The sequence below is a fragment of the Saccharopolyspora gloriosae genome, from assembly GCF_014203325.1.
In the GTDB taxonomy this organism is placed as follows: domain Bacteria; phylum Actinomycetota; class Actinomycetes; order Mycobacteriales; family Pseudonocardiaceae; genus Saccharopolyspora_C; species Saccharopolyspora_C gloriosae.
In genome coordinates, this window is the sequence record NZ_JACHIV010000001.1 from 70,249 (window position 1) to 84,745 (window position 14,497).

Annotated in this window: 11 protein-coding genes; all 11 read left to right on the forward strand. The window is 70.7% G+C overall.

Annotation, left to right across the window (positions count from 1 at the left end):
* Positions 1-18 precede the first annotated feature (18 nt).
* The 11 genes from BJ969_RS00360 to nuoN all read left to right on the forward strand — a co-directional run bounded on the left by BJ969_RS00360 (position 19) and on the right by nuoN (position 14,494).
* Positions 19-1,362: an NADH-quinone oxidoreductase subunit D gene (locus BJ969_RS00360; RefSeq protein WP_184476102.1), complete on the forward strand. Its 1,344-nt coding sequence runs from the start codon at positions 19-21 to the stop codon at positions 1,360-1,362.
* Positions 1,359-2,126: an NADH-quinone oxidoreductase subunit NuoE gene (gene nuoE / locus BJ969_RS00365; protein WP_184476105.1), complete on the forward strand. Its 768-nt coding sequence runs from the start codon at positions 1,359-1,361 to the stop codon at positions 2,124-2,126. Before BJ969_RS00360 ends, nuoE begins: the two co-directional genes overlap by 4 nt.
* 8 nt (positions 2,127-2,134) lie before the next feature.
* Positions 2,135-3,460, forward strand: coding sequence for an NADH-quinone oxidoreductase subunit NuoF (gene nuoF, locus BJ969_RS00370; RefSeq protein WP_184476108.1), 1,326 nt, complete (start codon positions 2,135-2,137; stop codon positions 3,458-3,460).
* Positions 3,457-6,018, forward strand: a complete 2,562-nt coding sequence (locus BJ969_RS00375) for an NADH-quinone oxidoreductase subunit G (protein WP_184476111.1) — start codon at positions 3,457-3,459, stop codon at positions 6,016-6,018. The genes nuoF and BJ969_RS00375 overlap by 4 nt, the downstream gene beginning before the upstream one ends.
* Entirely contained in the window at positions 6,015-7,307 is a 1,293-nt protein-coding gene (gene nuoH / locus BJ969_RS00380) for an NADH-quinone oxidoreductase subunit NuoH (RefSeq protein ID WP_184476114.1), read from the forward strand. Before BJ969_RS00375 ends, nuoH begins: the two co-directional genes overlap by 4 nt.
* Positions 7,300-7,860, forward strand: a complete 561-nt coding sequence (gene nuoI, locus BJ969_RS00385; RefSeq protein WP_184476117.1) for an NADH-quinone oxidoreductase subunit NuoI — start codon at positions 7,300-7,302, stop codon at positions 7,858-7,860. Before nuoH ends, nuoI begins: the two co-directional genes overlap by 8 nt.
* The gene (locus BJ969_RS00390) at positions 7,860-8,828 is read left to right on the forward strand and encodes an NADH-quinone oxidoreductase subunit J (RefSeq protein ID WP_184476120.1); all 969 of its coding nucleotides are present in this window, start codon (positions 7,860-7,862) and stop codon (positions 8,826-8,828) included. The genes nuoI and BJ969_RS00390 overlap by 1 nt, the downstream gene beginning before the upstream one ends.
* Positions 8,825-9,124 (forward strand): NADH-quinone oxidoreductase subunit NuoK, encoded by a 300-nt coding sequence (nuoK, locus tag BJ969_RS00395; protein ID WP_184476123.1) that lies wholly within the window; start codon positions 8,825-8,827, stop codon positions 9,122-9,124. The genes BJ969_RS00390 and nuoK overlap by 4 nt, the downstream gene beginning before the upstream one ends.
* Positions 9,125-9,270: 146 nt before the next feature.
* A complete protein-coding gene (gene nuoL, locus BJ969_RS00400) occupies positions 9,271-11,223 on the forward strand; it encodes an NADH-quinone oxidoreductase subunit L (RefSeq protein ID WP_184484564.1) in 1,953 nt (650 codons plus the stop codon).
* A gap of 112 nt (positions 11,224-11,335) precedes the next feature.
* Positions 11,336-12,913: a complex I subunit 4 family protein gene (locus tag BJ969_RS00405; protein ID WP_184476125.1), complete on the forward strand. Its 1,578-nt coding sequence runs from the start codon at positions 11,336-11,338 to the stop codon at positions 12,911-12,913.
* Positions 12,914-12,916: 3 nt separating this feature from the next.
* On the forward strand, positions 12,917-14,494 hold the full coding sequence (gene nuoN, locus BJ969_RS00410) for an NADH-quinone oxidoreductase subunit NuoN (protein ID WP_184476128.1): 1,578 nt from the start codon (positions 12,917-12,919) through the stop codon (positions 14,492-14,494).
* Positions 14,495-14,497 lie beyond the last annotated feature (3 nt).

The following is a 14,497-nucleotide window of genomic DNA, read 5'->3' on the forward strand; positions in this document are numbered from 1 at the left end:
CGCGGAGAGGTGCTGAACATGACCACCGAACCACTGACCGATCCCACCACGGACCCGGCCCACCCCGCCTCGTCGCGGGAGACGACCGAAGGCCGCGTCTACACCGTCACCGGCGGCGACTGGGACGACTTCCTCGACGAGTCGAGCGACTCGGAGCGGGTCGTCATCAACCTCGGCCCGCAGCATCCGTCGACGCACGGCGTGCTGCGGCTGGTGCTGGAGCTGGAGGGCGAGACCGTCACGCAGGCCCGGTCCGTCATCGGCTACCTGCACACCGGGATCGAGAAGAACACCGAGTACCGCACGTGGACCCAGGGCGTCACGTTCGTGACGCGGATGGACTACCTGGCGCCGCTCTACAACGAGGCCGCCTACTGCCTCGGCGTGGAGAAGCTGCTCGGCGTCGAGGCGCCGACGCGGGCGCAGACGTTCCGGATCATGCTGATGGAGCTGAACCGGATCTCCTCGCACCTGGTGTTCCTGGCGACCGGCGCGATGGAGCTGGGCGCCTCCACCGGCATGACCTACGGGTTCCGCGACCGCGAGGAAGTGCTGCACCTGCTGGAGTTCCTCACCGGGCTGCGGATGAACCACGCGTTCATCCGGCCGGGCGGGGTCGCCCAGGACCTGCCGGAGAACTACCGGGAGAAGGTCCTGGAGTTCATCAAGGTCATGGACAAGCGGCTGCCGGACTACGCGAAGCTGTTCTCCGGCCAGCCGATCTGGAAGCAGCGGCTCAAGGACGTCGGCTACCTGCCGCTGGACGGGTGCCTGCAGCTGGGCGTGACCGGGCCGATCCTGCGCTCCGCGGGAGTCGCCTGGGACCTGCGCAAGATCGAGCCGTACTGCGGTTACGAGAACTTCGACTTCGAGGTGCCCACGAGCACCGACGCGGACTGCTACGCCCGGTTCCTGCTGCGGGTGGACGAGATCCACGAATCGCTGAAGATCATCCGGCAGTGCCTGGACGCGTTCGAGCCGGGCCCGGTGATGGTGGACGACCCGAAGATCGCCTGGCCCGCGAAGCTGAGCATCGGCCCGGACGGCATGGGCAACTCCCTGGAGCACGTCCGCAAGATCATGGGCCAGTCGATGGAGTCGCTGATCCACCACTTCAAGCTGGTCACCGAGGGCTTCGACGTGCCGCCGGGGCAGGTGTACTCGCCGGTGGAGTCGCCGCGCGGCGAGCTGGGCTACCACTTGGTCTCCGACGGCGGCACCCGGCCGATGCGGGTGCACGTGCGGGAACCGAGCTTCGTGAACCTCCAGGCGTTCCCGGCGATGGCCGAGGGCGGACTGGTGGCGGACGTGATCGCGGCAGTGGCCTCGATCGACCCGGTGATGGGCGGGGTGGACCGATGACCGAGCAGTTCGACTTCACCACCACCGAGCACGTGCTGAGCCCGCCCGGCGAGCCGGTGTTCGGCGAGGGCGTGCGCGCCGACGCGAAGAAGCTCATCGAGCGCTACCCGGAGGCGCGTTCGGCGCTGCTGCCGATGCTGCACCTCGTGCAGTCCGAGCAGGGCCACGTCAGCCCCGAGGGCATCGAGTTCTGCGCCGACCAGCTCGCCCTGTCGGCCGCCGAGGTCAGCGCGGTCGCCACGTTCTACACGATGTACAAGCGCAAGCCCTGCGGCGAACACCTCGTCAGCGTGTGCACGAACACGCTGTGCGCGGCGCTGGGCGGCGACGACATCTACAAGCGGGTGTCCGAGCACCTCGGCGTCGGGCACGACGAGACCTCCGGAACGCCGGGCGAGCAGGGGTCGCTGACGCTGGAGCACGCCGAGTGCCTCGCCGCCTGCGACCACGCCCCGGTGCTGCAGGTCGACTACGAGTACTACGACAAGCAGAGCCCCGAGTCGGCGCTGGAACTGGTGAAGTCCTTGCAGCGCGGGGAGAAACCGGATCCGACGCGCGGCGCCCCGCTGACGGACTTCCGCCGCACCGAGCGCCAGCTCGCCGGGTTCTTCGACCGGCCGGGCGCCCGGCTGGAGGACACGGTCGACGGACCGTCGGCCGCGCCCGAGACGGTGCGCGGCGCCCACCTGGCCCGCGAGCGCGGCTGGACCGCGCCGCCGATGCCGGACGACGCGGAAATCCCGCCGCTGCCGGAGAAGGAGTGAGGGTGGCCATGACCGACGCGAACTCCCCGAACCAGCCCGACGACCTCACGCCGGTGCTGACGAAGCGGTGGCTGTCCCCGAACTCGTGGAGCATCCGCACCTACGAGCAGCTGGAGGGCTACACCGCGCTGCGCAAGGCGTTGCGGGCGCAGCCGGACCAGCTGATCGAACTGGTGAAGTCCGCGGGCCTGCGCGGCCGCGGCGGTGCCGGGTTCCCGGCGGGCGTGAAGTGGAGCTTCATGCCCAAGGAGCCGGTGAAGCCGCACTACCTCGTGGTCAACGCCGACGAGGGCGAACCGGGCACCTGCAAGGACATCCCGCTGATGATGGCCGACCCGCACTCGCTGGTGGAGGGCGTGATCATCGCCTGCTACGCGATGCGCTCGCACTTCTCGGCGATCTACGTGCGCGGTGAGGCGCTGCACTGCATCCGCCGGTTGAACAACGCCGTGCAGGAGGCCTACGCCGCGGGCTACCTGGGCAAGGACATCCTCGGCTCCGGGTTCGACTGCGACATCGTGGTGCACGCCGGCGCCGGCGCCTACATCTGCGGCGAGGAGACGGCGCTGCTGGATTCGCTGGAGGGCAAGCGCGGCCAGCCCCGGCTCAAGCCGCCGTTCCCCGCCGCCGCCGGGCTCTACGCGTGCCCGACGACGGTGAACAACGTCGAGACGATCGCCTCGGTGCCGTTCATCGTCAACGGCGGCGCCGACTGGTTCCGCACCATGGGGCGGGAGAAGTCGCCCGGCCCGAAGATCTACTCGCTGTCCGGCCACGTCGAGAACCCCGGCCAGTACGAGGCGCCGCTGGGCACCACGCTGCGGGAGCTGCTGGAGCTCGCGGGTGGCATGAAGGACGGCATCCCGCTCAAGTTCTGGACCCCCGGCGGCTCGTCGACGCCGCTGTTCACCGCCGAGCACCTGGACGTCCCGCTGGACTTCGAGGGCGCCGCCGAAGCGGGCTCGATGCTGGGCACCACGGCGCTGATGGTCTTCAACGAGACCGTGTCCGTGCCGTGGGCGGTGATGAAGTGGACCCAGTTCTACGAGCACGAGTCCTGCGGCAAGTGCACTCCCTGCCGGGAGGGCACCTTCTGGCTCGCCCAGGTCTTGGAGCGCATGGTCGAAGGGCACGGCACCGAAGAGGACATCGACACGCTGCTCGACGTCTGCGACAACATCTTCGGCCGTTCCTTCTGCGCCCTCGGTGACGGCGCGGTCAGCCCGATCACCAGTGGCATCAAGTACTTCCGCGAGGAATTCCTCGCGCTGTGTCAGCAGAACCGGCCCGGCGCGGAGCCGGGCGAGCCCGCACTGGCAGGAGCGGCCCGATGACGGTGGCATCCGAGCGTGAGACGAAGCCGGCCCCCGAGGGGCACGTCCGGCTGACGATCGACGGCGTCGAGGTCGACGCCCCGAAGGGCGAGCTGCTGATCCGCACCGCCGAGCGGATGGGCATCACGATCCCCCGGTTCTGCGACCACCCGCTGCTGGACCCGGCGGGCGCGTGCAGGCAGTGCCTGGTCGAGGTCGAGATGAACGGCCGGGCGATGCCCAAGCCGCAGGCCTCGTGCACGATGACCGTCGCCGACGGCATGGTCGTGAAGACGCAGAACAGCTCGCCGGTCGCGGACAAGGCGCAGCAGGGCGTGATGGAGCTGCTGCTCATCAACCACCCGCTGGACTGCCCGATCTGCGACAAGGGCGGCGAGTGCCCGCTGCAGAACCAGGCGCTCAAGCACGGCCGCGCCGAATCCCGGTTCCACGACACCAAGCGGACCTTCGCCAAGCCGGTGCCGATCTCCGCGCAGGTGCTGCTGGACCGGGAGCGCTGCGTGCTGTGCCAGCGCTGCACCCGGTTCTCCAAGCAGATCGCCGGTGACCCGTTCATCGAGCTGCTGGAGCGCGGCGCGGTGCAGCAGATCGGCATCGCCGAGCAGCAGCCGTTCCAGTCGTACTTCTCCGGCAACACCATCCAGATCTGCCCGGTGGGCGCGCTGACCAGCGCCGCGTACCGGTTCCGCTCCCGGCCGTTCGACCTGGTGTCCACGCCGGGCGTGTGCGAGCACTGCTCGTCGGGCTGCGCGACCCGCACGGACTGGCGGCGCGGCAAGGTGATGCGCAAGCTCGCCGCCGAGGACCCCGAGGTCAACGAGGAGTGGATCTGCGACAAGGGCAGGTTCGGCTTCCGCTACGCCACCGCGACCGACCGGTTCACCCGGCCGCTGGTGCGCGAGGGCGGTGAGCTGCGGCCCGCGTCCTGGACGGAGGCGCTGCGCAAGGCCGCCGAGGGACTGCTCGCGGCCCGCGACGACCGCGGCGTCGGGGTGCTGCCCGGCGGCCGGTTGACCGTGGAGGACGCCTACGCGTACGCCAAGTTCGCGCGGATCGCGTTGCGCACCAACGACATCGACGCCAGGGCCCGCGCCCACTCGGACGAGGAGCTCGCGTTCCTGGCGTCGACCGTGGTGGGCACGGCCCCGGACGCCGGCGCGGTCACCTACGCCGACCTCGAAGCCGCGCCCGCCGTGCTGTGCGTGGCGTTCGAGCCGGAGGAGGAAGCGCCGATCGTGTTCCTGCGGCTGCGCAAGGCGGCGCGCAAGGGACGGACGAAGGTCTTCCACCTGGGGCAGTGGAACTCGCCCGGCGTGGAGAAGACCACCCGGATCATGAGCGACGGCGGACCGGTGCGCACCGGCGCGCTGCTGCCCTGCCCGCCCGGTGGGGAAGCGGCGGCGCTGGCCGAACTCCCGTCCGAAGTCGACGAGCTCCTGAGCGCGGGGGGTGCGGTGCTCGCCGTCGGCGAACGCGCCGCGCAGATCCCCGGCCTGTACTCCGAGCTGGTGCGCACCGCCGCCCGCACCGGTGCGCGGATCGCGTGGATCCCGCGCCGCGCGGGCGAACGCGGCGCCGTCGAAGCCGGGGCGTTGCCGACGCTGCTGCCCGGTGGGCGCGGGGTAGGCGACCTCACCGCCTGCGCGGAGGTCGCGCAGACCTGGGGAGTGGACGCGGACAGCCTGCCCGCCGCCCCGGGCCGCGACACCACCGGCATCCTGCGCGCCGCCGCGCGCGGGGACCTCGGCGGGCTGCTCATCGGTGGCGTCGACCCGGACGACCTGCCCGACCCGGAGCTCGCCCGGACCGCCTTGGCGCACGCCGACTTCGTCGTCAGCGTCGAGATGCGGCCCACCGCCGTCACCGAGCACGCCGACGTGGTGCTGCCGATCGCGCCGAGCGTGGAGAAGGCGGGCAGCTACCTGAACTGGGAAGGCCGCCGCCGCGACTTCCGCACCACCATCGAAGGCACCGGCGCGCTGCCGGACTGCCGGGTGCTGGACACGCTCGCCGTGGAGATGGACGCGGACCTGTTCACCCAGAGCCCCGCCGCGGCCCGCGCCGAACTGGACCGGCTCGGCACCGGCACCGCCGCGAAGCCCCCGGCACCGGACGAGGCGGTGCGGCCCGCCGCGCCACCGGGACCGGGCCGGGCGCTGCTGGCCACCTGGCGGCAACTGCTCGACGACGCCTCGCTGCAGGTCGAGGAACCGAACCTCGCGGGCACCCGGCGCGACGTGGTGGCGATGCTCTCGCCCGCCACCGCGCAGCGGCTCGGAGTGCGGGAACGCCAGCAGGTCGAGATCCGCGGCGACCGCGGTGCGATCACCGTCGAGGCGCGGCTCACCGAGATGCCGGACGAAGTGGTCTGGCTGCCCGGCGCCTCCGGGCCGTCGCAGGTGAACCGGGTGCTCGGCGTCGGGCACGGCGCCGCCGTGGCGCTCGCCCCGGCGGTCGCGACCACCGGCGGCAGCTCGAACGGGCACGCGGGCAACGGGCACAGCGGCAACGGGCACGCCGGGTTCGGATTCGGCGCCGCGGAAGGGAACCGGTCATGACCCGCACCGCCGAAGTGCTCGCCGACGACCCGATCTGGCTGATCCTGATCAAAGTCGTCGTCATCTTCGCCTTCCTGGTGCTGATGACGCTGCTGACGATCTGGGCGGAACGCCGGGTCATCGGCCGCATGCAGCACCGCCCCGGCCCGAACCGGGCCGGACCGTTCGGCATCCTGCAGTCGCTGGCCGACGGCCTGAAGCTGGCGTTCAAAGAGGACATCCGGCCGGTGATGGCCGACAAGTGGGTGTACTTCCTGGCCCCGGTGATCTCCGCGACGCCCGCGCTGGTGTCCTTCTCGGTGATCCCGATCGGCCCGGAGGTCACGATCTTCGGCGAGCGCACCGCGCTGCAGCTCGTGGAGCTGCCGGTCGGCCTGCTGGTGGTGCTGGCCAGCGCCTCCATCGGCGTGTACGGCATCGTGCTCGCCGGGTGGGCCTCCGGTTCCCCGTACCCGCTGCTCGGGTCGCTGCGCTCGGCGGCGCAGGTGATCTCCTACGAGATCGCGATGGGCCTGTCGTTCGTCGCCGTGATCATGTACGCGGGCACGCTGTCCACCTCGGGCATCGTCGAAGCCCAAGCGCACGGCTGGTTCGCGCTGCTGCTGCCGTTCAGCTTCCTGGTCTACGTGGTGTCCATGGTCGGCGAGACCAACCGCGCCCCGTTCGACCTGCCGGAAGCCGAATCGGAACTCGTCGGCGGCTTCCACACCGAGTACTCCTCGCTGAAGTTCGCGCTGTTCTTCCTCGCCGAGTACATCAACATGGTCACCGTCTCGGCCCTGGCGAGCACGCTGTTCCTCGGCGGCTGGCACGCGCCGTGGCCGCTGAACCTGATCGGCGGCGGGGTGCTCGACACCGGCTGGTGGGGAGTGCTCTGGTTCCTCGCCAAGACGCTGCTGTTCCTGTTCGTGTTCGTGTGGCTGCGCGGCACGCTGCCGCGGCTGCGCTACGACCAGTTCATGAACCTCGGCTGGAAGTTCCTCGTCCCGCTGAGCCTGGTGTGGATCGTCGCCGTCACCGTGATCCGCGCGCTGCGCAACGAGCAGGTGCTCGGCTCGCCGACGTTCCTGATCATCGGTGCGGTCGTGATCGCGGCGCTGGTCGCCGCGGCCTTCCTCATCCCGGACCGCAAGCAGCCGGAACCGGACGAGCCCGCGGTGCCGATGGCGGGCAGCGGCTTCCCGGTCCCGCCACTGGACCTGCAAGTGCCCCCGACCCCACCGCGACGCGCGCAGGTGCCGTCGTCCGGGGCCGACGACGCCTCGAAGGAGGGAGCGGGCAGTGTTTGATCCGTTGAAAGGCTTCGGCGTCACCTTCGCGACGATGTTCAAGAAGGTCGTCACCGAGGAGTACCCCGAGGTCAAGAAGGTCACCGCACCCCGGTTCCACGGTCGCCACCAGCTCAACCGGCACCCGGACGGGCTGGAGAAGTGCGTGGGCTGCGAGCTGTGCGCCTGGGCCTGCCCCGCGGACGCGATCTTCGTCGAGGGCGGGAACAACACCGACGAGGAGCGCTACTCGCCCGGTGAGCGGTTCGGCGCGGACTACCAGATCAACTACCTGCGCTGCATCGGCTGCGGCCTGTGCATCGAGGCCTGTCCGACGCGCTCGCTGACCATGACCAACGAGTACGAGACGGCCGACGACGACCGCCAGAACCTCATCTACACCAAGGAGGACCTGCTGGCCCCGCTGCTGCCCGGCATGGAGCAGCCGCCGCACCCGATGCGGCTCGGCGAGGACGAGCAGGACTACTACGTGCGCGGCCCCGAACTGGCGCGGCAGACCGGTGTGCCGGAGGGCGAGACCGTGGAGACCGGTCACGAGGAGGCCCGACGGTGATGCTCGCGGCAACGGCGGTCCTCGCCCAGGAGCAGGCCGCGAACGTGGTCGGCGCCGGGGAGACCGCGACGTTCTGGATCCTCGGTCCGCTCTCCCTGGTCGGGGCGCTCGGCATGGTCTTCGCCCGCAACGCGGTGCACTCCGCGCTGTGGCTGGTGCTGACGATGCTCAGCCTCGGCGTGCTGTACATGGCGCAGAGCGCGCCGTTCCTCGGGTTCACCCAGATCATCGTCTACACCGGCGCGATCATGATGCTGTTCCTGTTCGTGCTGATGATGGTCGGGCGGGACTCCTCGGACTCGGTGGTGGAGGTGCTGCGCGGGCAGCGCCTCTGGGCGGCCGTCGCGGGCGTGGCGTTCGCGCTGCTGCTGGTGACCGGGCTGGCCCGCGCGCTCACGAACGTGCCGGTGGCCGCGCCGCTGGACCCGTGGTCGGCCCGCGGTGGCGGCGCCGGCGGGCTCGGTGCGCTGATCTTCACCGACTACCTGTTCCCGTTCGAGCTGACTTCCGCGCTGCTGATCACCGCGGCGGTCGGCGCGATGGTGCTCGCCTACGGCGGCAAGGGACGTGCCGCGCGGGTCAGCCAGAAGGAACGCGTCGAAGCGCGGCTGCGCGGCGACCGGTCCTCGCCGCTGCCCGGCCCCGGCGTGTACGCGACGGCGAACTCGGTGGCCACCCCGGCGTTGCTGCCGGACGGTTCGGTGGCCCCCGAATCGCTCTCGGAGATCTTGGACAACCTGCCCGCCGAGCGGCTCGCCGCGGAACGCGACGCCGTCGCGGGCAAGGGCACCGGTCCCGATCCGCACGCGCTGACCGGGCGCTCCGGCGGCCCCGCCGACCCGGCAGAAGCGGAGATCGGCGCGGAGACCGCCGGCACCCCGCCCGAAGCGCGGCGCACCCACGGTGAGAACGGCACGAACGGCCTGTCCGGCTCCGGGCACGCGTCCCCCGAGGAGGTCCGGCAGTGACCCCGACCTACTACCTGCTGCTGTCCGCGCTGCTGTTCAGCATCGGCGCAGTCGGCGTGCTGGTGCGGCGCAACGCCATCGTCGTGTTCATGTGCATCGAGCTGATGCTCAACGCGGTGAACCTGACGCTGGTCACCTTCGCCCGCATCGAAGGCTCCGTGCACGGGCAGGTGATGGCGTTCTTCGTGATGGTGGTCGCCGCCGCCGAGGTCGTGGTGGGCCTGGCGATCATCATGTCGATCTTCCGCACCCGCCGCTCGGCCTCGGTCGACGACGCCAACCTCCTCAAGTACTAGGAGCTCGCCGTGTTCGCCTCCGCGGCTGGTCCGCCGCGCACCGGCCGCGGGCCCCACCTGCACACCCGACCCCAAGTTCGCACTCACAGTAGGGAGAGCCTGGCGTGACGACGACGTTTTCGGCCAGCGGTCCCGATCTCCTCGCGGTGCAGGCCGCGCAAGGCGCCGTCCAGGGCAACGCCTGGCTGCTCGTCGCGCTGCCCCTGCTCGGCGCGACCGTGCTGCTGCTCGCGGGGCGCCGCGCCAACGGGTGGGGGCACCTGCTCGGCAGCGCGACGGTGATCGCCGCGTTCGCCTACGGGGTCGCGCTGTTCACCAGCATCGCCCGCGACGCGGAGCCGGTGCGCGAACTGCACGTGTTCTCGTGGATCCCGGTCAACGCGCTGCAAGTGGACTTCGGGCTCCGGCTCGACCCGCTGTCGATGGTGTTCGTGCTGCTGATCACCGGGGTGGGCGCGCTGATCCACCTCTACTCGATCGGCTACATGGCCCACGACCAGCAGGGCCGCACCGGGCGGGACAACACCGAGCGGCGCCGGTTCTTCGGCTACTTGAACCTGTTCGTCGCCGCGATGCTGGTCCTGGTGCTGGGCAACAGCTTCGTGACGCTCTACCTCGGCTGGGAGGGCGTCGGCCTGGCGTCCTACCTGCTGATCGGCTTCTGGCAGCACCGGCCCACGGCGGCAGCGGCGGCGACGAAGGCGTTCGTGATGAACCGCGTCGGCGACGTCGGGCTCGCGCTGGCGATCTTCCTGCTGTTCGCGAAGCTCGGCACCACGCAGTACACCGAGGTCTTCGCCCGCGCCGGTGAGCTCTCGCCCGGCGTGCTGCTGGCGATCACGCTGTTGCTGCTGCTCGGCGCCTGCGGCAAGTCCGGCCAGGTCCCGCTGCAGGCGTGGCTGCCGGACGCGATGGAAGGCCCCACCCCGGTGTCCGCGCTGATCCACGCGGCCACCATGGTCACCGCCGGGGTGTACCTGATCGCGCGGTCCAACCCGCTCTACACGCTGTCCCCGGACGGCAGGCTCGTCGTCACCATCATCGGCGCGGTCACGCTGCTGGTCGGCTGCGTCATCGGCTGCGCCTACGACGACATCAAGAAGGTGCTGGCGTACTCCACGGTCAGCCAGATCGGCTACATGATCCTCGCCGTCGGCCTCGGCCCGGCCGGGTACGCGCTCGGCATCATGCACCTGCTCACCCACGGTTTCTTCAAGGCGGGGCTGTTCCTCGGCGCCGGTTCGGTGATGCACGCGATGCGCGACGAGGTGAACATGCGCAAGTTCGGCGGGCTCGCGAAGTACCTGCCGATCACCTTCGCCACCTTCGCGCTCGGCTACCTGGCGCTGATCGGGTTCCCGTTCCTGTCCGGCTACTACTCGAAGGACGCGATCATCGAGGCCGCGTTCGGCCAGGAAGGCTGGCGCGGCTGGGTGTTCGGCGGCGCCGCGCTGCTGGGCGCCGCGCTGACCGCGTTCTACATGACGCGCCTGGTGCTGATGACCTTCTTCGGCGAGAAGCGCTGGGAGAAGCTCCAGTCCGAGGACGGCCACGACTTCCACCCGCACGAATCCCCGGCGATCATGACCGGGCCGATGATCGTGCTGGCCATCGGCTCGGTGGGCGCGGGCATGTTCCTCGCCTCCGGCGACCGGCTGGTCACCTTCCTCGCGCCGACGCTCGGCGAGCTGCAGGAATCGCACGGGGGAGCGCTGCCGCACTCGGTGATCCCGGTGCTCACCGTCGCGCTCTCCGCGCTCGGGGCGCTGGCCGCGTGGCTGCTCGTCGGCCGCAAGCCGGTGCCGGTGACCCGGCCCGAGAAGGTGTCGCCGGTGGTGCGAGCCGCCCGCGCCGACCTCGGCGGCAACGCGCTCAACGACGCCGTCGCCGTGAAGCCCACCGCCGGTCTCACCCGCGGCCTGGTCACCTTCGACCGCAAGGCCGTGGACGGCGCCATCACCGGGCTCGCCGCCGTGCTGCAAGGCGGCTCCGGATGGGGGCGGCGCAGGCAGAACGGGTTCGTGCGCTCCTACGCGCTGTCCATGCTCTGCGGCGGCGTGCTCCTGATCGGGGCGCTGATGGTGGTGGGCACGCCATGAGCGACCGCGATCCCCGGCCGCCGCGCGCGGCCACGCCGACACCCGCAGGTCCCGATCTCGAAGTCAGGGCCGCGCAATCTCTCGCGCACCGCCGTGTGGAAGAGGAGATCCGATGACCCTGCTCCTCGCGCTCATCCTGCTGCCGCTGGCCGGTGCGGTCGCGGTCGGGCTGCTGCGCCGCAACGCCCCCGCGGCGAAGTGGACGGCGCTCGCGGTGTCCCTGGCGGAGTTCGCCCTCGCGATCGCCGCCTGGGCCGCCTACGACCCGGCCGGCCCGCGGCTGCAACTGGCGAGCTCGTTCGAATGGATCCCCGCGTTCGACATCCGGGTGTCGTTCGCCGTCGACGGCATCGCGCTCGTCATGGTCGCCGTGATCGCGCTGCTGATGCCGCTGGTGCTGGGCTTCAGCTGGGGCGAGCGGCTGCCGGAGGGCCGCAGCCACGGCGGGTTCTTCGCGCTGCTGCTGGTGGAGCAGGCGCTGACGGTCGCGGTGTTCGCCGCGACCGACGTGTTCCTGTTCTACGTGCTGTTCGAGATCATGCTGATCCCGATGTACTTCCTCATCGGCGGTTACGGCGGTGAGCGCGGCAAGTACGCGGCGGTGAAGTTCTTCCTGTACTCGTTCCTCGGCGGCCTGATCATGCTGGCCTCCGCGATCGGCGCGTACGCCTACGCCGCGAAGACCACCGGCCAGGGCACCTTCGACTGGGCGACGCTGGCGCCGATCCTCGCGGACGCCCCGATCTCCGTGCAGGTGTGGATCTTCCTGGGCTTCTTCACGGCGTTCGCGATCAAGGCGCCGCTGGTGCCGCTGCACACCTGGTTGCCGGACGCCGCCGAGCAGGCCCCCATCGGGGTCGCGGTGATCGTCGTCGGCGTGCTCGACAAGGTCGGCACCTTCGGATTCCTGCGCTACAGCCTGCCGCTGACCCCGGACGCCTCCCAGCTGCTCGCGCCGCTGGTGCTGGTGCTCGCGGTGCTCGGCGTGCTCTACGGCTCGCTGCAGGCGTTCGGGCAGACCGACCTGAAGCGCTTCATCGCCTACGTGTCCATCGCGCACTTCGGCTTCATCGCGCTCGGGATCTTCGCCTACACCTCGCAGGCGCAGGTCGGCGCGGTGTCGTACATGCTCAACCACAGCCTCGCCACGGGGCTGCTGATCCTCGTCATCGGCATGATCATCGCTCGCGGCGGGTCCACCCGGATCGCCGACTACGGCGGCATGGCGAAGATCACCCCGCTGCTGGCGGGCACCCTGCTCATCGCCGGTCTCAGCACTCTGTCGCTGCCCGGCACCAACTCGTTCATCAGCGAGTTCCTGGTGCTGATGGGCGCTTTCCCGACGCAGCCGGTCTACACGGTGCTCGCCACGATCGGCATGGTGCTCGCCGCCGTGTACGTGCTGCGGCTCTACCAGCGGATCATGCAGGGCCCGGTGCGCGGCGACGCGCTCATCGGCACCGCGGGCGGCCCCGGAGCGGTCACCGACCCGAACCGGCCCGGCGCGCACCGCGCCCGCGTGCTCGACCTGCAGCCGCGGGAGATCGCCGTGCTGACCCCGCTGATCGTGCTGGTGCTCGCCCTCGGCGTGTACCCGAAGCCGGTGCTGGACGTGATCACCCCGTCGGTCGGGGCGACCATGAGCGAGGTCGGCGTCACCGACCCCGTGACCTCGCAAGGAGGGAACTGAACAGTGGGTGCCACTCAGGTCGCGGTCCACGCGCAACAGCAGATTCCGATCCCGCCGATCGACTACGCGGCGATCACGCCCGTGCTGGTCGTGCTCGGCGCCGCCTGCATCGGCGTGCTCGTCGAGGCCTTCGTGCCCCGGCGGTCGCGCTGGACCACCCAGGTCGCGCTGAGCCTGATCGCGCTGGTCGGCGCAGGAATCGCGCTCGGCCTGCACGCGCGGGCCGGCGGCACCGGCGTCACCACCCTGTCCGACTCGCTGGCGGTGGACGGCCCCACGCTGTTCCTGTGGGCGACGCTGCTCGGCCTCGGCGTCGCGGCGATCCTGCTCATCGCGGACCGCTCGGTGGAACCGGGCGGCGCGTTCGTCGCCGAGACCGCCGCCGAAGCCGAGCAGGACTCCGGGCGGGAACGGGGCGCCACCAGCGCGGTGGCCGGGATGCGCACCGAGATCTTCCCCCTCGCGCTGTTCTCCCTCGCCGGGATGATGGTGTTCTGCGCCGCCAACGACCTGCTCACCATGTTCATCGCGCTGGAAGTGCTGAGCCTGCCGCTGTACCTGATGTGCGGGCTGGCGAAGCGCCGCAGGCTGCTCTCGCAGGAAGCGGCGGTCAAGTACTTCCTGCTCGGGGCGTTCGCCTCCGCGTTCTTCCTGTACGGCCTCGCGCTGCTCTACGGCTACGCCGGTTCGGTGCGGCTCGCCGCCATCGCCGAGGCCACCGCGGGCAGCGACCGCTCGGACACGCTGCTCTACGCCGGCATCGGACTGCTGGTGGTGGGCCTGCTGTTCAAGGCCTCCGTCGGCCCGTTCCACACCTGGACGCCGGACGTCTACCAGGGCGCGCCGACCGCCGTCACCGGCTTCATGGCGGCCTGCACGAAGGTCGCCGCGTTCGGCGCGATCCTCCGCGTCCTGCAGGTCGCGCTGCACGGCTCCAGCTGGGAGTGGCGTGGCGTGATGTGGGCGGTGGCCATCGTGTCGATGGTGATCGGCGTCGTGCTCGGCCTGACCCAGAGCGACATCAAGCGCATGATCGCCTACTCCTCGGTGGCGCACGCCGGATTCCTGCTCATCGGCTCCATCGCGCTCACCGAGCGCGGTCTTTCGGGCACGATGTTCTACCTGTTGGCCTACGGGTTCACCACGGTCGCCGTGTTCGGTGTGATCAGCCTCGTGCGCACCGCGGAGGGTGAGGCTACTCACCTTTCGGACTGGGCCGGGCTGGCGAAGCGGTCTCCGCTGCTCGCGGCCGTGTTCACCTTCCTCATGTTCGCGCTCGCCGGAATCCCGCTGACTAGCGGTTTCATCGGGAAGTTCGTGGTCTTCGAGGCGGCGTTGTCCGACGGAATGGCCCCGCTGGTCGTGGTGGCCCTGGTGGCCAGTGCGGTTGCGGCGTTCTTCTACCTTCGTGTCATCGTGCTGATGTACTTCAGCGAGCCCGCCGCGGACGGCCCCACCGTCAGCGTCCCGGGCGCGTTCACGACGGCGGCGATCACGTTGGGTGTGGTAGTCACGCTGTTGCTGGGCGTGCTGCCCACGGTGGCCCTGGACTGGGCCGGTGTGGGTGGTTTCGTGTCGTAGAGT

What these genes read in the sequence shown, in the direction of transcription:
- nuoE (WP_184476105.1), top strand. Translation starts at nt 1,359, where the DNA reads ATGACCGAGCAGTTCGACTTCACCACCACCGAGCACGTGCTGAGCCCG.
- BJ969_RS00375 (WP_184476111.1), top strand. Translation starts at nt 3,457, where the DNA reads ATGACGGTGGCATCCGAGCGTGAGACGAAGCCGGCCCCCGAGGGGCAC.
- BJ969_RS00405 (WP_184476125.1), top strand. Translation starts at nt 11,336, where the DNA reads ATGACCCTGCTCCTCGCGCTCATCCTGCTGCCGCTGGCCGGTGCGGTC.
- nuoF (WP_184476108.1), top strand. Translation starts at nt 2,135, where the DNA reads ATGACCGACGCGAACTCCCCGAACCAGCCCGACGACCTCACGCCGGTG.
- BJ969_RS00360 (WP_184476102.1), top strand. Translation starts at nt 19, where the DNA reads ATGACCACCGAACCACTGACCGATCCCACCACGGACCCGGCCCACCCC.
- BJ969_RS00390 (WP_184476120.1), top strand. Translation starts at nt 7,860, where the DNA reads ATGCTCGCGGCAACGGCGGTCCTCGCCCAGGAGCAGGCCGCGAACGTG.
- nuoH (WP_184476114.1), top strand. Translation starts at nt 6,015, where the DNA reads ATGACCCGCACCGCCGAAGTGCTCGCCGACGACCCGATCTGGCTGATC.